This is a genomic window from Microbacterium stercoris, from assembly GCF_017592545.1.
GTDB lineage: Bacteria > Actinomycetota > Actinomycetes > Actinomycetales > Microbacteriaceae > Microbacterium > Microbacterium stercoris.
In genome coordinates this window covers 76,298-92,090 of record NZ_JAGFOA010000008.1, presented here as the reverse complement: position 1 = coordinate 92,090, position 15,793 = coordinate 76,298, and the positions used below count along the sequence as shown (strand labels likewise).

Below are 15,793 nucleotides of genomic sequence, written 5' to 3'. Positions count from 1 at the left end.
GGCGGGGGGGGGGGGGGCGGGGCGGGGGGGGGGGCGGGGGGGGGGGCGGGGGGGGGGGGGGGGGCCCCCCCCCCCCCCCCCCCCTCTCTGTATGCGGCCTCGGCCGCTCGGCGTCACGCGGTGACGCGCCTCGCGAATGCGATCGCCGGATCCATCACGGCGGCCGGATCGGCGACCCCGCGCCACAGGTGGCCCGCTCCGGGCACGAGCGTCAGCGTGCTCTCCGCCCCGCTGGACCGCAGCGCCTCATGCAGGGCGACACTCTGGGCCGGGGGCACGAGGTCGTCGGCGGCGCCGTGCGCGATGTGGAACGGCGGTGCCTCGGCATGGGCCTGCCGGGCCGGGCTCGCCGCGCGGGCCAGGGCGGTCCGCTCCGGGATGGGTCCTCCCACGAGCGACTCCTCGCGCGTCGGGCGGTCATGCTCCGGCCCGGGCGGCGGGAAGGCGAGCAGATCGGCGGGCCCGTACCAGGCCACCACCCCGCGCACACCGGATGCGCGATCGAGCCCGGCGAGCGCAGCGAGGTGTGCGCCGGCCGACTCACCCCACAGCACGATCCGCGTCTCGTCGAGGCCGTGCTCCGGTCCGTGTGCGCGCACCCAGGCGAGCGCCGCGCGCACGTCGTCGAGCTGCGCCGGGAAGATCGCCTCGCCCGTGAGCCGGTAGTCGATCGACGACACGGCGAAGCCTGCGGCGCGGATCCGGTCGAAGCCCTGCGCCTCCGGGAACGTGGGCACGAAGGTGCGACGGTCGCCGACGCGCCAGCCGCCTCCGTGCACGAACACGACGACCGGATGCGGTCCGTCGCCCTCCGGCCGCAGCACGTCGAGCGCGAGCGGCCGGAAGCCGGGCACGGCGGAGAACCGGATGTCGCGCAGCTCCGTCACGCGGTCAGTCCCACAGCTCGTAGCCGGGCACGAAGTTGACGTCGTGGAGGGCGCCCTGCTGCGCCATGAACTCGGGCGACGGGATGTGGAAGTCGGCGGGCTCGGGGATGCCGGCCGTGTCGGTCGGCTTCCCGACCGCGCGGAAGAAGTCGGAGAACCCGGCGCTCGTCACCCCGAAGATGCGGCCGGTCTTCACGATCCGGTACGAGTGGATGGTGTCCTTCGGCACATAGCCGAAGCCTCCCGCTTCGAGGATGCGGGTCTCGCGGAACCCGTTGCGGTCATCGAGCCAGAGCTGGATGGCGCCCTCCACCACGAAGAAGGTCTCGTGCGTGTGCGCGTGGAAGTGCGGCGGGACGGGTCGGCCGGGGGCGCCGTCGGTGAAGAAGGCGTCGAACTGACCCTCGGTCTGCGGCCTCGTCGTCACCAGGGTGAAGAGCTGGTCGAACATCACGAGCTTGTCGCCCTCGACCTGGTCGAGGAAGTAGGGGGCGGGGGTCGCGGGCAGCGCGGACACGATCTCGGTCACGGCAACCTCCTTATTGCGAGTGACGGCGGCACCGCGGTCGCGGGCCGTCTCCAGCCTCCTCGCGCCGGCCGCCGCCTTCCAGGACCGCTCCCCGAACGAGCATGAGGCGGAGCCTAAGATGGCTCTGTGAACGTCACGGCGGCGCAGGTGCGGTACTTCGTGGCGGTTGCCGACGAGCTGCACTTCGGCAGAGCGGCCGACCGGCTGCGGATCGCCGCCCCCTCGCTCAGCCAGCAGATCGCCCGGCTGGAGCGCGCGCTGGGCGCCCGGCTGTTCGAGCGCGACCCCCGCGGGGTGACCCTCACCGCGGCCGGTCGCGAGCTGCTGCCCCTGGCCCGCGAGGCCGAGCGCACCCATCGCGCCGTGGACAGATGGCGACCGGGTGGCGAGGCGCTGGCCGTGCTGCGGGTGGGCGTGGTCGCCGCGGGCGCGGGCGGCGTGACCACCCGCATCCTGCGTCAGGTGGTCGAGGGCGAGCCGCGGGTGCGCGTCGAGCTCGTGCGACTGGCGTTCTTCGAGGGCGCGCGGGCCCTGCGGCACGGCGACGTGGATCTGGTGATCGGGCCCGCCGAGGAGGCCTCCGGAGAGGGGATCGTCACCGAGCGCCTGGCCGACGAGACGCGGGTGCTCGTGGTGTCGGCGGATCACCCGCTCGCCTCGCGCTCGTCGGTCGCGATCGCCGACACCGACGAGCTCGGCTTCGTCACGATCGGCGACGTCCCGCCACCGGTGCGCGACTGGTGGCTCGTGGATCCGCGCCCCAGTGGGATCCGTCCGCGCGTCGTGGCGCGGGCGGATGGCGTCGAGGGCCTGATGGAACTGTGCGCGGCGGGCATCGGCGTCAACATCGCAGCGGCATCCGCCGAGACGCACTACCGGCGCGAGGACCTCGCGTTCGTGCCGATCGACGACATCCCACCCGCGCGGATCGACCTGTCCTGGCGTGCGGGGCCCGTCACCGCGCCCGTGGCGGCGTTCCTCGCCGTCGCCCGCCGCGTGCGCGACGCGGCCTGAACCTCAGAGCTGCTCGCGCAGCCAGCCCGCGGCCTCGGTGGCCCAGTAGGTCAGGATCGCGTCGGCCCCGGCCCGTCGGATCGACAGCAGCGACTCCAGGATCGCGCCGCGGCGATCGATCCAGCCGTTCGCGGCCGCCGCCTCGACCATCGAGTACTCGCCCGAGACCTGATAGGCCCACACCGGGATGTCGACGGACGCGCGCACGTCGGCGAGCACGTCGAGGTAGGGCAGCGCGGGCTTGACCATCACGATGTCGGCGCCCTCTTCGACGTCGAGCAGCGCCTCCTTGACGCCCTCGCGGCCGTTGCCGGGGTCGAGCTGGTACTGGCGCCGGTCGCCCTTGAGCTGCGAGTCGACGGCCTCGCGGAACGGGCCGTAGAAGGCCCCCGCGTACTTCGCCGAGTAGGCGAGGATCAGGGTGTCGACGAAGCCCTCGGCCTCGAGCGCGTCGCGGACCGCGGCCACCTGGCCGTCCATCATCCCCGACAGCCCGAGCAGGTGGGATCCCGCTCGCGCCTGAGCCAGCGCCATGTCGGTGTAGCGCTCGAGCGTGGCGTCGTTGTCGACGGTGCCGTCGGCTGCGAGAACACCGCAGTGGCCGTGGTCGGTGAACTCGTCGAGGCACAGGTCGGTCTGCACAACGAGCGCGTCGCCGACCTCCTCGACGACCGCGGCGGTGGCGACATTGAGGATGCCATCCGGATCCGTCGCGCCCGATCCGTTCGCATCGCGCACGGCGGGCACGCCGAACAGCATCACGCCGCCGACACCCGCTTCGGCCGCCGACACGGCGGCACGGCGCAGCGAGTCGAGAGTGTGCTGCTGCACGCCGGGCATCGACCCGATGTCGGCGGGGGCGGAGATGCCCTCCCGCACGAACATCGGCAGCACGAGCTGCGACGGCACGAGGTGCGTCTCGCGCACGAGGCGGCGCACCGCCGGCGACTGCCGGAGGCGGCGCGGGCGGTGAGTCGGGAAGCTCACGTCAGGCGCCCTGGACCGGGATGATGCCAGTGGGACCGGTGGTCGGCACGGCCAGCGCCTCGGGCGACGGCTCCGGCACCGGGATCGTCTCGAGCACCTCGACGAGCGACTCGACCGTCTGCTCGGGCGCGATGACCTGGATCGGCAGGTGGATCAGGTCGGCGTCATGCGCGGTGCGCGGGCCGATGGCGGCGATGATCGTCGTGTCGGCGATGCTCTGGAACTGCTCGCGCACCTGCTGGGCGACCGAACCCGAGGTGACGAGGATCGCGTTGATGCGACCCGAGGTCACATCGCGCACCACGCTCTCTCGGGCGGGCACGCCGATCGTGCGGTACGCGACGACGCTGGCGACGTCGTGACCCGCCTCGGCGAGCATGACCGACAGCACCGGCTTCGCGATCTCGCTGCGCAGCGCCAGGATGCGCTTGGGCGAGGTCTCGAGCGCGTTCAGCTGCTGGGCGACGCCGGCGGCCGAGTTGTCGTCCTCCGGCACGAGGTCGACCTTGTAGCCGACCGCGGTGAGGGCGGCGGCCGTGGTCTCGCCCACGGCGGCGACCTTCGTCGTCTCGGGGATCTTCGCCTGGTAGGCGGAGAGCACGTCGACGGTGGTGGCGCTGGTCAGCGTGAGCCAGTCGAACTTCCCCGCCGCGAGGTCGGCGAGGGCCGACTCGAGCGAGGCGGTGTCGTCGGTCGGCGCGAAGTTGATCATCGGCGCGATGACGGGGATCGCTCCCTTGGCACGCAGGTTCGCGGCGACCTGGTCGCCCCAGGGACCGCCGCGCGGCACAAGCACACGCCATCCGGTCAGAGGCTTACCCGGTCGAGAAGATGTTTCGAAATTCATAGGGGGGACTCTCGCGATACGAGGTCGGCCGCCCCACGTTCGAGCAGCCGACGAGCGATACCGTTGCCGATATCGCGAGCATGGTCGATTTGATCCACGCCGTCGGCAGCATCCGCTCCGTTGCCGCTGCCCTGCGGACGAATATACCCCTCACCGGGCGTGTCGATGGACACGTCCTCCGACAGCACCTCCTCGATGGCCCGCTCACCGGCAAGTCCGTACACGGAGGCGCGCACATGCACCCTGCCGCCGTCCAGACGGGCATGCACGCCGACCGGGGCGTGGCAGCCCGCTTCGATGCCCGCGAGCACCGCTCGCTCCACGGTCACTGCGAATCTCGTGGGAGCGTCGTCCAGCATCGCGATCGCCGCGAGGAGATCCGGATCGCCGTCCTCGAGGGTCTCGACCGCGAGCGCCCCCTGGCCGGCGGCCGTGGGCCAGCCGTCGAGGTCGCGGTTCTCGTAGACGAGCGGGCTGTCCGGGCGCAGACGCGCGAGGCCCGCAGCGGCCAGCACGATGGCGGTGAGCTCGCCGTCGACGACTCGCTGCATGCGGGAGTCGACGTTGCCGCGGAGGTCGTGGATCTCGAGATCGGGGCGCACGCGCAGCACCTGCGCGATGCGGCGCGGTGATCCGGTGCCGACGACCGACCCCTCGGGCAGGTTCTCGAGGGGCGTGCCGTCGGCGGTCAGGATCACGTCACGCGGATCAGCACGGAGCGGGTTCGCGGCGATCACGAAGCCCTCGGGCTGCGCCGTGGGCAGATCCTTGAGCGAGTGCACAAGCAGGTCGCACTCCCGGCGCTTGAGCGACTCGCGCAGGCTCGTCGCGAAGACGCCCGTGCCGCCGAGCTGCGACAGCGAGCCGCGGTTGGTGTCGCCCTCCGAGACGATCTCGACCAGCTCGACCGGGCGGCCGGAGACCTGCTCCAGGGCGCGCGCGACGTGGCTCGACTGGGTCATCGCCAGCGCACTGCGGCGGGTGCCCAGCCGGATCGGCTCGCCCGAGAGCACGGTCACGACAGGATCTCGGCGATCTCGGCGATCTCGATCCGGCGCCCCGTGAAGAAGGGCACCTCCTCGCGGACGTGGCGACGGGCCTCGGTGTACCGCAGCTCGCGCATCATGTCGACGAGGTCGGTGAGCTCATCTGCCTCCATCGGCAGCATCCACTCGTAGTCGCCGAGGGCGAAGGAGGCCATGGTGTTCGCGGTGACGTTGCGGAAGGCCGCGCCCTTCATGCCGTGGTCGCGCAGCATCGCGCTGCGCTCCTCCTCCGGCAGCAGGTACCACTCGTAGGAGCGCACGAACGGGTAGACCGTCAGCCAGCCCTTGGCCGGGATGCCGCGCATGTATCCGGGCACGTGACGCTTGTTGAACTCGGCGTCGCGGTGCACGGCCATGGCGTTCCACGTGGGAAGCAGCGGCGAGATGAGGCTCGTGCGGCGCAGGCGACGCACGGCCTTCTGCAGGTCCTCGGCGACGGGGCCGTGCAGCCAGACCATGAGGTCGGCGTCGGCGCGCAGTCCCGAGACGTCGTAGAAGCCGCGCACGGTCACGCCGCCCTCCGCGAGGAACGCGACGATGTTCTCGAGCTCGACGGCGTCGCCCTCGGAGAGGGGACGAGCCGGGTCGCGGCGCCACACCGCCCAGAGGCTGTAGTTGTCGCCGAGGGTCTCGGGCTCTGCGGACGCTGCGGAGGTGCCGTGGATCGAGTCAGCCATGCTTCCATCCTCTCTCTGCGCCAGGGCACGGCAAAACCGGCCCGGTCACGAGGAGGTCTCGTTTCGCGGGAGTTCTTCGACGTCGAGAGACGGACGGATCCGAGCCGGGTCCCGCCCCGCTCAGCGCGAGATCAGGCGGGCGAGGCCCCAGATGGCAGCGCCCACGGCGACGGCGATGCCGACGGCCGCGACGAGCGCGGTGGCGGGCTCCTTCTCCGCGAAGGCGCGGGCCTTGACGGAGGCGTCCGCGAGCTTCTCGGACGCCCGCGCGGGGATGTTGCCCTTGTACTCGATCGCGGCGAGCGCGGCCGAGAGCTCGGCGCGCGCGAGCAGCACGGGGTCGTCGATGCCGCTCGGCACGACGGTGCGCGGCGTGCGGCTGGAGTACACGGCCTCAGAACTCATTCGCGTACTCCTTCACGATGCTCACATCGGTCTTGGCGGCCTGGATGGGGCTCTCGCGCCTGCCGATCTTCTTGTAGAACACAAGGCCCGCGGCACCCGCCGCGATGGCCAGCAGCACCCCCACGCCCATCACGATGAGCGCCGACGCCCACACCGGCAGCCACAGCGACAGCAGCGCGGTGAGGAAGACGAGGAACATCGGGATGACCCAGGCGATGAAGAACAGCGCCACGAACATGAGGCCCGTGCCGATGCCCGCGTCGGTGGCGGTCTTGACGAGCCAGCCCTTGACCGCGTTGAACTCCGCGACGATCAGGTTCTTGACGAGCTGCGGGACGTCCTGGACGAGGGTGAGAAGGCTGTCGTCCGCACGATCTCGCAGCGGCGAGCGCACGGCCATCAGTCGCCGACCACCTTCTCGACGTCGGCCTCGGCGGCCTTCTTGACGTCATCCGCCGAGTTCCTCGCGGCCTTCAGGCCGGCGTCGAGCTTGGTGCCCGGCGTCTGCTGCTTGGACACGGCCTTGTAGACGCCCACCCCGGCGCTCCACACGGTGCGCGGCAGCGCGAGCGCGCTGGAGGTGGCGATGTCCTTGACCTTCTCGACCTGCGCCTGCACCGGGTCGAGGTTCCAGACCTTGAGGGCCTGGGTCTTGATCTGCTCGTAGCGCTCACGTCCGGCACGGCTGCCGAGCACGTAGCCCACACCCAGACCGATCACGAGTCCGAACTTGCCCCGCATGGGTTCTCCTCACGTCGCCGATGGTGGTTCGCAGTCCACGCTAGCGCCGTATGCCGAGCCGCGCATGCACTTGACAGAGTCGGACGCGTCCGCTTCCACCCCAAGCGGGCCCAGCCGCTCGCTGTCAGCGGAACAGCGCGGCGCGGCGGAGGCGGTCGGCCTCGGCCACCGCGTCGGGCACCACCTGGGCGAGGCCCGTGCCGGCCAGCCAGGCGCCGACGGCGCCAAGGGCGGGCACGGATCGGATCGCGTCGCGCGTCCTCGCGGTCTTCTCGCGGAGGCCGATGGTGGCGGCCGGCTGCGACTGCGTGAAGCGCTCGATCGCGAAGCCCGTGAGCTGGTCGCCCGTGAGCGGCACGCCCAGCAGGCGCGAGGCCTCTTCGAGCGCGAGGGCGGCGATCTCGTCGTCCGTCAGCCCGTCGGTCACGGGCGCCTCGCCCTGCGCACCGAACGAGACGCGCACCACGTGTCGGGCGCCGGCGGCCTCGCGCACCCACTCCCACTTCGCCGTGGCGTGCGTGAGCGCCTTGGCGCGGAACGACCCGGGCACCGTGAGCACTCCGGTGCCGCGCGGCGCGTCGTCCAGGGTCGGCGCGGCCAGCACCAGCGTCACGATGTGCACCACCGGCCCGGGCACGGCCGGCTCGGCGTCCAGGCCCTCGACGTGCGGAGCGAGCAGGCGGCGCGCCGCCGCCTCCTCGGTCGCGATGATCACCGCATCCGCCTCGATCACCGCCGGCTCGCCGTCGGAGGACGGAACGGACAGGATCCATCCGGATCCGTCGCGCTCGAGGGCCGAGACCGGGGTCGACAGGCGCACGTCCACGCCCGCGGCGACGAGCGCCTCCTCGAGCGCGTCGACGAGGCGGACCATGCCGCCGTCGATGCCCAGCACCGCGGATCCGGGCTTCTTGCCCGCGCGCGGCGCGGCGAGCTCGGCGACCGCGCCGGTGAGAGATCCCGTGCGGGTGAGCGCCGCGTTCAGCCCGGGGGCGGCGATGTCGGGGTCGATGTCGTCGGGGCGCGCGCTGTAGACGCCGCTCGTGACCGGGGCGACGAGACGGTCTAGCACCGCCGATCCGAGACGCGAGCGCACGAGCTTGCCGAGCGAGGTGGCGCGGCCGATGGTCAGCGGCGGCCGCAGGCGGTCGAGGTAGGCGCGCCACGCGCCACCCCACCCGATCACGCGCACAACGTCCTCGGCGAACGGGTTCGCGGGGATGCCCAGCACCCCGCCCTTCGGCAGCGGCGCCGCCTTGCCGCCCGGCAGCCCCGCGACCCACGCGCCGCCCGGCGCGGGGGCGACGACCGCCGATCCGAGGCCCAGCTCGTCGACCAGCGCGCGCACGTGGCCGCCGCGGGTGGCGAAGCTCTCGGCCCCGAGGTCGAGCGCGATGCCGTCGACCACTCCCCCGCGGATCGCGCCGCCGAGCGTGGACGACGCCTCGAGCAGCGTCACGGTCATGCCGAGCTTGGCGAACTCGCGAGCGGCGATGAGGCCGCCGATGCCGCCGCCGACCACCACGACGCGAGTGGATACGGCCTTGTCGTGCAGGTCGCCGACGCCGGGCAGATCGGTCATAAGAAGTCGCTCGCAGGCTGGGGCGTCACGATGCACGTCGCTCGCTCGAGGAGCGGACGCAGTGCCGACGCGATGGACATCAGAGGGAGTGGACGAGCTCGACGATGCGGGTGAGCACAGCCGGGTCGGTCTCCGGGGGCACGCCGTGTCCGAGGTTCACGATGTGCGCGCGGGCCGCACGTCCGCGCTCCACGACGTCGCGCACGTGGGCTTCGAGCACCTCCCAGGGGGCGCCGAGCAGGGCCGGGTCGATGTTGCCCTGCAGCGTCGTGTCGGGGCCGACCACCGCGGCGGCCTCGTCCAGCGGCAGGCGCCAGTCGACGCCCACGGCCGAGGCCGCGCCGTCCAGACGCATGTCGCCGAGGAAGGGTCCCGTGCCGACGCCGAAGTGGATGACGTCCACGGGCAGATCCTGGATCGCGGCCTTCGAGTGGGGCGCGACGAACTCGCGGTAGACGTCCGGCCGCAGCGAGCCCGCCCATGAGTCGAACAGCTGCACCGCGGCGGCGCCGGCCTCGATCTGCGTCTGGAGGAAGGCGCGCGAGACGCCCGAGAGCCAGCCGGCCAGGCGGTGCCAGGACTCGGGGTCGGCCTGCATCATGGCGCGGGCGCGCAGGTGCTCCTTGGAGGGACCGCCCTCGACGAGGTAGGCCGCGAGGGTGAAGGGCGCGCCGGCGAAGCCGATGAGCGGCCGGCCGCTCTGGTCGAGCTCGGCCACGGTGAGGCGCACGGCCTCGCGGATGGGGTCGCCCGCCGCGGCGACAGCCGCCGGGTCGATCGACGTGAGGCGTGCGACGTCGTCGGCCGTGCGGATGGGCGAGGCGAACACCGGGCCGCGGCCCGGCTCGATCTCGACCTCGACGCCCGCCAGGCGCAGCGGCACCACGATGTCACTGAAGAAGATGCCCGCGTCGACGCCGTGACGGCGCACCGGCTGCAGCGTGATCTCGGCCGCGAGATCCGGGGTCAGGCACGCGTCCAGCATGTGCGTTCCGACGCGCAGCTCCCGGTACTCGGGGAGCGAGCGCCCGGCCTGGCGCATGAACCAGATCGGCGCGGTGTCGGGGCGGTCCCCCCGCAGTGCACGGAGGAGAGGCGCGTTGGCGTCGGGCATAGATCCATCTCACCACGCGGGCCCCTTTGAAAGCCGTGAGATGACGGATCGGGCCCGGCCCGCGGATCCGCGGAGTCTCGACGTCGAAACAGTCGCGGCGGTGCTCAGGATCATTTCAGCCCTGCTCTTCGACGCGGCGTAGAATCCCAGTGTGCTGCTGTGTGTGTCCGCGAGTCATAAGACCGCGCCCTTCGACGTGCTCGAGCAGCTGTCCGCGCCCGGAGCCGAGAACATCGCGCCGCTCATCGCCCCCTCGGTCGACGGCGTGGTCGTGCTCTCGACCTGCAATCGCATCGAGGCGTACGTCGAGACCGAGACGGCCGATTCGGCCGAGGTCATCATCGACGCCATGAGCAAGGCCGCGGGCATCGACGCCGCCGAGTTCGCAGGGCGCTACACGGTCAAGACCGACGGCAAGGCCGCCGAGCACCTGTTCGCGGTCGCCGCGGGCCTCGAGTCGGTTGTCATCGGCGAGGGCGAGATCGGCGGCCAGGTGCGCCGTGCGCTCACCGACGCCCGCCATCAGGGCACCACCACCAGCGATCTCGAGCGGATGTTCCAGCGCGCCACCGAGACGCAGAAGGCCATCAAGAACGCCACGGCCCTGGGCCGCGCCGGCCGCTCGCTCGTGCGCCTCGCGCTCGAGCTGACCGACAGCCGTCTGGCCGACTGGACCACGCAGAAGGTGCTGCTCTTCGGCACCGGAATGTACGCCGCCGCCACGATCGCCGCCCTGCGCGACCGCGGTGTCACTGACATCACCGTGTACTCGAGCTCGGGCCGCGGCAAGATGTTCGGCGACAAGTACGGCATCGGGCACGTCACCAAGGCCGGCCTCGTCGCCGCCGCCACGGCGAGCGACATCCTCATCACCTGCACCAACTCGGATGAGCCGGTCGTCACCCCCGACACCGTCGCGGGCCTGGCGAAGCCGCTGTTCGTGATCGACCTGGGCCTTCCCCGCAACGTCGACCCCGCCACGGCCGACGTCGCCGGTGTCACGCTGCTCGACCTCGAGACCATCCGCGTGCACGCGCCCCTCGAGGAGCTGCAGGCCACCGACGCCGCCCGCGCCATGGTGAAGGACGCCGCCGCGCGCTTCGCCGACGTGCGCCGCAGCCGCGGGGCCCAGCCCGCCATCGTCGCCCTGCGGCAGCACGCCTTCGGGCTGCTCGAGGACGAGATCGCGCGTCACCCCGAATCGGAGGGGGCCCTGCGCCACCTCGTGGGCAGGCTGCTGCACACCCCCACCACCCGCGCCGCCGACTACGCGATGCAGGGCCGTGCCGACGAGGTGTTCGCGGCGATCGAGACGCTGTTCGGCGTCGACGCGCGCCCGACGCTGCCCGAGGGCACCGTCCAGCCGGCGCCCGTCGAGGTCGCCTGCCCCGTGACCGGGGCCATCGCCACGCGCTGAGCCCGCGGCGTCACTCCCGCGGAGGGACCTCCCGCGGCGCGATCTGTCGCACAACCGGGTGCAGACCCGTGTGCCCCTCGCGCTCGGCCGCGGCCTCCGCGATCCCGCGCCGCGCGGCGAAGGGGGCAGCGTCACACCCGAGTGGCTGGCCCTCTGACCGCACGAAGAACCAGGGCAGCAGCGCTCAAGTTGAAGCGAACACAAGCGAGGGCGAGCCTGCTCGAGGAGAGCAGACGGCTGACACACTGGAATCATGGCCCTTCACATCACGGGAGACACCGCCGCCGACGCGCTGCTGACCGACAACCCGCTGGCCCTGCTCATCGGGATGCTGCTGGATCAGCAGATCGCGATGGAGACGGCGTTCACGGGACCGGCGAAGATCCGGGAGCGGATCGGATCCGTCGATGCCGCCACGATCGCGGATTACGACCCCGAGGCATTCGCGGAGGTCTTCTCTCGCACGCCCGCCGTGCATCGCTTCCCCGGATCGATGGCCGGCCGGGTGCAGACGCTGTGCCGCACGCTCGTCGACGACTGGGACGGCGACGCCGCCGCCCTGTGGACCCGCGGCGAGCCCGACGGCAAGCAGGTGCTCACGCGCCTCAAGGCCCTGCCGGGCTTCGGTGATCAGAAGGCCCGGATCTTCCTGGCGCTGCTTGGCAAGCAGTGCGGCTTCGAGGGATCCGGATGGCGCGAGGCCGCCGGCGCCTACGGCGAGGAGGGCTCGTTCCGCTCCGTCGCCGACATCACGAGCCCCGAGACGCTGGCACGCGTGCGAGAGAACAAGCGCGCCGCGAAGGCCGCGGCGAAGGGCTGACCGTGCGACCCGGTGACGGCGACCTCGGTGCCTTCCTCTCCGGGGTGACGCCCGCGCAGCGGCGCACCGACGCAGAGACGGTCATCGACCTCATGCGGGAGGTCTCCGGCCGCGAGCCGCGGCTGTGGGGGTCGATCGTGGGCTTCGGCTCGTGCCACTACGTGTACCCCACGGGCACCGAGGGCGACGTGCCCGTGCTGTCGTTCGCGCCCCGCAAGGCCGCAACGACGCTCTATCTCTCGCCCTTCGCCGGCGAGTACCCCGAGCTGCTGGCCGCGCTCGGGCCGCACACAACCAGTGTGGCGTGCCTCTACATCAAGAAGCTCGCGGAGGTGGATCTTGACGTGCTGCGTGCGCTGCTCCGGCGCTCGCTCGCGTGGGTCGAGGCCGGCGGCGACGAGCGCATGCGGATCACCGTCACCGGCTGATCCGCGGGTCGGCGGCCGTCAGCAGATGCGGTACATACGACGCACGGTCAGTTCGGCCGTGTCGGCGTCGCGCACAACGACCGCCGCGCGCAGCATGTCGCGGTGCGCCCGGATCGGATCGACGAACTCCGCGATGGCGGCCACGTTGCGCAGGCGCGCGAGCAGGTACTGCACGTCGCGGCGCCGCTCCATGACCTCGTTGCCCGAGTTCTCGAGCGCGAACGCGAGCGCCGCCTGGCAGGAGTCGATGACGGCCTCGGGCTCGCTCGCCTCGCAGAGCTCGTCGAGCAGCTCGATCAGGCGCTGGTGCGTGGCCAGGTCCATACGGCGCAGCGCCATCTGCATCGCGCCGCCGTAGAGCATCCCCCCGAACTCGATGCCGTCGGCGATGCGCTTCTCGGTGAACACCGTGACCCGGGTGTAGCGCGAGGCGGCGGTCTCGACGAGCCCCGTGCGCTCCAGTCGCTGCAGCGCCTCGCGCACCGGCATCCGCGACACGCCCAGCTGGGCGGCGAGGTCGGCGTCGCGCAGCACCGCGCCGGGCTCCAGCGCTCCCGCGACGATGGCCTCCGCGATGCGCTCGAAGGCGAGATCGGACAGGCGGGGTCCGCGGTTGGAGAGGGGGGTGGTGAAGGCGATCGACATCGTCATCGGGTCCGTTCGGGCGTGCGGGAAGGACTTCCCTGCCCCACCCCAGTTTACGTGAGGGGGCGAAGGATCCGGCCACAAAGCGATCAATGCGCGTGCGAACGACGAAGGCCGGACCCCGAGGGATCCGGCCTTTGTGCGAACGGTCGCAGTCGCGGGGTCAGGCGCCGCGCAGTCGCTCCGCGAGGTAGGCGTTCAGGCCCTCGAGCGGCACACGCTCCTGGGCCATGGTGTCGCGGTCGCGGACGGTGACCGCGTTGTCGTCGAGCGAGTCGAAGTCGACGGTCACGCACAGCGGCGTGCCGATCTCGTCCTGACGGCGGTAGCGGCGGCCGATGGCGCCGGCGTCGTCGAAGTCGACGTTCCACTGCTGGCGCAGGGTGTCGGCCACCTCGCGAGCCAGCGGCGACAGGCGCTCGTTGCGCGACAGCGGCAGCACGGCGACCTTGACGGGCGCGAGGCGCGGGTCCAGACGCAGCACCGTGCGGGTGTCGGTGCCGCCCTTGGCGTTCGGCACCTCCTCCTCCTCGTAGGCGTCGATGAGGAAGGCCATCATCGAGCGCGTGAGGCCGAACGACGGCTCGATCACGTACGGCACGTACTTCTCGCCCGACGCCTGGTCGAAGTACTCGAGCTTGCTGCCCGAGTGCTCGATGTGGTTCGTGAGGTCGAAGTCGGTGCGGTTGGCGACACCCATGAGCTCGCCCCAGCCCTTGCCCGGGAAGCCGAAGTCGTACTCGAAGTCGATCGTGCGATCGGAGTAGTGCGCGCGCTCGCCATCCGGGATGTCCAGCTTGCGCATGTTCTGCGGGTCGATGCCGAGGTCGATGAACCAGTTCCAGCACGCGTCGACCCAGTGCTCGAACCACTCGGCGGCCTCGGCCGGCGGCACGAAGAACTCGATCTCCATCTGCTCGAACTCGCGCGTGCGGAAGATGAAGTTGCCGGGCGTGATCTCGTTGCGGAAGGCCTTGCCGACCTGGCCGACACCGAACGGCGGCTTCTTGCGCGAGGCGGTGAGCACGTTCGAGAAGTTCACGAAGATGCCCTGGGCCGTCTCGGGACGCAGGTAGAAGAGCGACGACTCGTCGTCGACGACGCCGAGGAAGGTCTTCACAAGACCCGAGAACGACTTCGGCTCGGTCCACTGGCCGCGGGTGCCGCAGTCGGGGCAGACGATGTCGGCCATGCCGTTCCCGGGCTGGCGGCCCTTCTTCGCCTCGAAGGCCTCGAGCAGGTGGTCCTCGCGGTGACGCTTGTGGCACTGCAGGCACTCGACCAGCGGGTCGGTGAAGGTCGCGACGTGGCCCGAGGCCTCCCACACCTTCGAGGGCAGGATGATCGACGAGTCGAGGCCCACCATGTCGCCGCGGCCGCGCACGAACGTCTGCCACCACTGCCGGCGGATGTTCTCCTTCAGCTCCGTGCCGAGGGGGCCGTAGTCCCATGCGGAGCGCGATCCGCCGTAGATCTCTCCTGCCTGGAAGACGAACCCGCGGTGGCGGGCGAGGCTGATGACCTTGTCGAGGCGGGAGGGTTCGGCCATGGTGGCTCCAATGGTCGGGAGGAACGGGTGAGAGGCGCGCGCGGGCACACGCGCGCGGATGGGAACAATCTTAGGCGCGAGGCGCCGTGAGGATCGCCGGGCGGATCCGATCCTTATGGCAGGGTGACGAGATGCCGACTTCGCACGAGATCACGAGTTTCTCCGACGCGCCGGCCCCGCCCGGCGAGACCCCGTGGGTGGCCGGATACGAGACGCGCGAGGGCGATATCGAGATCGCCGAGCCGGATCCGTCGTGGCCCGCCTCGTACGAGCGGGTCGCCGAGATCGTGCGATCGGCGCTCGGGGCGCGGGTGCTGCAGCTCGAGCACGTGGGCTCGACGTCGGTGCCGGGCCTGCCTGCGAAGCCGATCATCGACGTCGACTTGATCGTGGCGGATCCGGCCGACGAAGCCGGATGGCTGCCGCCGCTGCGGGACGTGGGGTTCATCCACACCGTGCGCGAGCCCTGGTGGCAGGAGCACCGCTGCCTCAAGCTGCCGGATCCGCAGGCGAACCTGCACGTCTGGGGACCCTCGGCCGCGGAGCCGTGGAAGCACCGCATCTTCCGCGATCACCTGCGCCGCGACGAGGCCGACCGCCTGCTCTACGCCGCGGTGAAGCGCGCGTCGGCCGCGGACGCGAACAGCCGCGGCGAGACCGTGATGCAGTACAACGCCCGCAAGCAGGCGGTGATCCGCGAGATCTACACGCGCGCTTTCAGCGCCGCGGGGCTGCCTGTCTGACTACTCGAGCCACTCGGTCTCGAACCGCGGCGCGGCATGGATGTGCACGCCTTCGTAGGGCTCCGGACCGATCACCTCGAACTGGTGCGGCGTGTGCGCCGGCGCGACGAGGATCTGCCCGCCGGCCGCCTCGATGCGCTCGTCTCCGACCGTGAACAGGGCCCGCCCCGACCGCACGAGGAAGGTCTCGTCGTAGGGGTGGCGGTGCAGGCGCACGCGGAAACCGGGGGCGGTGTCGCGCTGGAAGATCACCGACACGGACGAGCCGAACAGGTAGCCCTCGAGATCGCCGCCCGCGAGATCCTTCTGGTCGATCAGCTGGATGCTCATGCCCGCCATCCTGCCGCGCGCAGCGCGCGGCG

The 15,793-nt window shown here is 71.7% G+C and carries 19 protein-coding genes; 5 read left to right on the top strand and 14 right to left on the bottom strand.

Annotated elements, in window-relative coordinates:
- Positions 1 to 113: 113 nt before the first annotated feature.
- Both J5V96_RS16335 and J5V96_RS16330 read right to left on the bottom strand, forming a co-directional pair.
- The gene (locus J5V96_RS16335) at positions 114 to 887 is read right to left on the bottom strand and encodes an alpha/beta hydrolase (protein WP_208505426.1); all 774 of its coding nucleotides are present in this window, start codon (positions 885 to 887) and stop codon (positions 114 to 116) included.
- Positions 888 to 891: 4 nt separating this feature from the next.
- Complete coding sequence (locus tag J5V96_RS16330) at positions 892 to 1,416, bottom strand: quercetin 2,3-dioxygenase (protein WP_208505424.1); 525 nt, start codon at positions 1,414 to 1,416, stop codon at positions 892 to 894.
- Positions 1,417 to 1,542: 126 nt separating this feature from the next.
- On the opposite strand from J5V96_RS16330, the gene J5V96_RS17165 reads away from it, so the two are divergent.
- Positions 1,543 to 2,430, top strand: coding sequence for a LysR family transcriptional regulator (locus tag J5V96_RS17165; RefSeq protein ID WP_208505422.1), 888 nt, complete (start codon positions 1,543 to 1,545; stop codon positions 2,428 to 2,430).
- A gap of 3 nt (positions 2,431 to 2,433) precedes the next feature.
- On the opposite strand, the gene hemB is transcribed toward J5V96_RS17165, so the two are convergent.
- The 9 genes from hemB to hemE form a co-directional block, all read right to left on the bottom strand.
- Positions 2,434 to 3,417, bottom strand: coding sequence for a porphobilinogen synthase (gene hemB / locus J5V96_RS16320; protein WP_208505420.1), 984 nt, complete (start codon positions 3,415 to 3,417; stop codon positions 2,434 to 2,436).
- A 1-nt stretch (position 3,418) separates the two neighbouring features.
- A complete protein-coding gene (locus J5V96_RS16315) occupies positions 3,419 to 4,264 on the bottom strand; it encodes a uroporphyrinogen-III synthase (RefSeq protein ID WP_208505418.1) in 846 nt (281 codons plus the stop codon).
- The gene (gene hemC, locus J5V96_RS16310; RefSeq protein ID WP_307793718.1) at positions 4,261 to 5,283 is read right to left on the bottom strand and encodes a hydroxymethylbilane synthase; all 1,023 of its coding nucleotides are present in this window, start codon (positions 5,281 to 5,283) and stop codon (positions 4,261 to 4,263) included. The genes J5V96_RS16315 and hemC overlap by 4 nt, the downstream gene beginning before the upstream one ends.
- A complete protein-coding gene (gene hemQ / locus J5V96_RS16305) occupies positions 5,280 to 5,987 on the bottom strand; it encodes a hydrogen peroxide-dependent heme synthase (RefSeq protein WP_208505416.1) in 708 nt (235 codons plus the stop codon). The genes hemC and hemQ overlap by 4 nt, the downstream gene beginning before the upstream one ends.
- A gap of 120 nt (positions 5,988 to 6,107) precedes the next feature.
- A complete protein-coding gene (locus J5V96_RS16300; protein WP_208505414.1) occupies positions 6,108 to 6,392 on the bottom strand; it encodes a hypothetical protein in 285 nt (94 codons plus the stop codon).
- A complete protein-coding gene (locus tag J5V96_RS16295; RefSeq protein WP_208505412.1) occupies positions 6,382 to 6,792 on the bottom strand; it encodes a phage holin family protein in 411 nt (136 codons plus the stop codon). Before J5V96_RS16295 ends, J5V96_RS16300 begins: the two co-directional genes overlap by 11 nt.
- A complete protein-coding gene (locus J5V96_RS16290; protein WP_208505410.1) occupies positions 6,792 to 7,133 on the bottom strand; it encodes a hypothetical protein in 342 nt (113 codons plus the stop codon). Before J5V96_RS16290 ends, J5V96_RS16295 begins: the two co-directional genes overlap by 1 nt.
- 124 nt (positions 7,134 to 7,257) lie before the next feature.
- Positions 7,258 to 8,715 (bottom strand): protoporphyrinogen/coproporphyrinogen oxidase, encoded by a 1,458-nt coding sequence (locus J5V96_RS16285; protein WP_208505408.1) that lies wholly within the window; start codon positions 8,713 to 8,715, stop codon positions 7,258 to 7,260.
- Between the two features lie 79 nt (positions 8,716 to 8,794).
- Positions 8,795 to 9,829 (bottom strand): uroporphyrinogen decarboxylase, encoded by a 1,035-nt coding sequence (gene hemE, locus J5V96_RS16280; protein ID WP_208505406.1) that lies wholly within the window; start codon positions 9,827 to 9,829, stop codon positions 8,795 to 8,797.
- Positions 9,830 to 9,980: 151 nt separating this feature from the next.
- On the opposite strand from hemE, the gene J5V96_RS16275 reads away from it, so the two are divergent.
- From J5V96_RS16275 to J5V96_RS16265, 3 genes are all read left to right on the top strand, one after another.
- Positions 9,981 to 11,246, top strand: coding sequence for a glutamyl-tRNA reductase (locus J5V96_RS16275; protein ID WP_208505404.1), 1,266 nt, complete (start codon positions 9,981 to 9,983; stop codon positions 11,244 to 11,246).
- A 253-nt stretch (positions 11,247 to 11,499) separates the two neighbouring features.
- The gene (locus J5V96_RS16270) at positions 11,500 to 12,066 is read left to right on the top strand and encodes an HhH-GPD-type base excision DNA repair protein (RefSeq protein ID WP_208505402.1); all 567 of its coding nucleotides are present in this window, start codon (positions 11,500 to 11,502) and stop codon (positions 12,064 to 12,066) included.
- A 2-nt stretch (positions 12,067 to 12,068) separates the two neighbouring features.
- Positions 12,069 to 12,494, top strand: a complete 426-nt coding sequence (locus tag J5V96_RS16265) for a DUF1801 domain-containing protein (RefSeq protein WP_307793716.1) — start codon at positions 12,069 to 12,071, stop codon at positions 12,492 to 12,494.
- Between the two features lie 18 nt (positions 12,495 to 12,512).
- On the opposite strand, the gene J5V96_RS16260 is transcribed toward J5V96_RS16265, so the two are convergent.
- A complete protein-coding gene (locus J5V96_RS16260) occupies positions 12,513 to 13,145 on the bottom strand; it encodes a GntR family transcriptional regulator (protein ID WP_236015039.1) in 633 nt (210 codons plus the stop codon).
- Between the two features lie 157 nt (positions 13,146 to 13,302).
- A complete protein-coding gene (locus tag J5V96_RS16255; RefSeq protein WP_208505401.1) occupies positions 13,303 to 14,688 on the bottom strand; it encodes a glycine--tRNA ligase in 1,386 nt (461 codons plus the stop codon).
- Positions 14,689 to 14,819: 131 nt separating this feature from the next.
- Between J5V96_RS16255 and J5V96_RS16250 the strand changes: the two genes are divergently transcribed.
- The gene (locus J5V96_RS16250; protein WP_208505399.1) at positions 14,820 to 15,431 is read left to right on the top strand and encodes a GrpB family protein; all 612 of its coding nucleotides are present in this window, start codon (positions 14,820 to 14,822) and stop codon (positions 15,429 to 15,431) included.
- Here J5V96_RS16250 and J5V96_RS16245 read toward each other — a convergent pair whose 3' ends face one another.
- The gene (locus J5V96_RS16245; protein ID WP_208505397.1) at positions 15,432 to 15,761 is read right to left on the bottom strand and encodes a cupin domain-containing protein; all 330 of its coding nucleotides are present in this window, start codon (positions 15,759 to 15,761) and stop codon (positions 15,432 to 15,434) included.
- Positions 15,762 to 15,793: the final 32 nt, after the last annotated feature.

What these genes read in the sequence shown, in the direction of transcription:
- J5V96_RS16315 (WP_208505418.1), bottom strand. Translation starts at nt 4,264, where the DNA reads ATGAATTTCGAAACATCTTCTCGACCGGGTAAGCCTCTGACCGGATGG.
- hemQ (WP_208505416.1), bottom strand. Translation starts at nt 5,987, where the DNA reads ATGGCTGACTCGATCCACGGCACCTCCGCAGCGTCCGCAGAGCCCGAG.
- J5V96_RS16300 (WP_208505414.1), bottom strand. Translation starts at nt 6,392, where the DNA reads ATGAGTTCTGAGGCCGTGTACTCCAGCCGCACGCCGCGCACCGTCGTG.
- J5V96_RS16295 (WP_208505412.1), bottom strand. Translation starts at nt 6,792, where the DNA reads ATGGCCGTGCGCTCGCCGCTGCGAGATCGTGCGGACGACAGCCTTCTC.
- J5V96_RS16290 (WP_208505410.1), bottom strand. Translation starts at nt 7,133, where the DNA reads ATGCGGGGCAAGTTCGGACTCGTGATCGGTCTGGGTGTGGGCTACGTG.
- J5V96_RS16285 (WP_208505408.1), bottom strand. Translation starts at nt 8,715, where the DNA reads ATGACCGATCTGCCCGGCGTCGGCGACCTGCACGACAAGGCCGTATCC.
- hemE (WP_208505406.1), bottom strand. Translation starts at nt 9,829, where the DNA reads ATGCCCGACGCCAACGCGCCTCTCCTCCGTGCACTGCGGGGGGACCGC.
- J5V96_RS16270 (WP_208505402.1), top strand. Translation starts at nt 11,500, where the DNA reads ATGGCCCTTCACATCACGGGAGACACCGCCGCCGACGCGCTGCTGACC.
- J5V96_RS16260 (WP_236015039.1), bottom strand. Translation starts at nt 13,145, where the DNA reads ATGACGATGTCGATCGCCTTCACCACCCCCCTCTCCAACCGCGGACCC.
- J5V96_RS16255 (WP_208505401.1), bottom strand. Translation starts at nt 14,688, where the DNA reads ATGGCCGAACCCTCCCGCCTCGACAAGGTCATCAGCCTCGCCCGCCAC.
- J5V96_RS16250 (WP_208505399.1), top strand. Translation starts at nt 14,820, where the DNA reads ATGCCGACTTCGCACGAGATCACGAGTTTCTCCGACGCGCCGGCCCCG.
- J5V96_RS16245 (WP_208505397.1), bottom strand. Translation starts at nt 15,761, where the DNA reads ATGAGCATCCAGCTGATCGACCAGAAGGATCTCGCGGGCGGCGATCTC.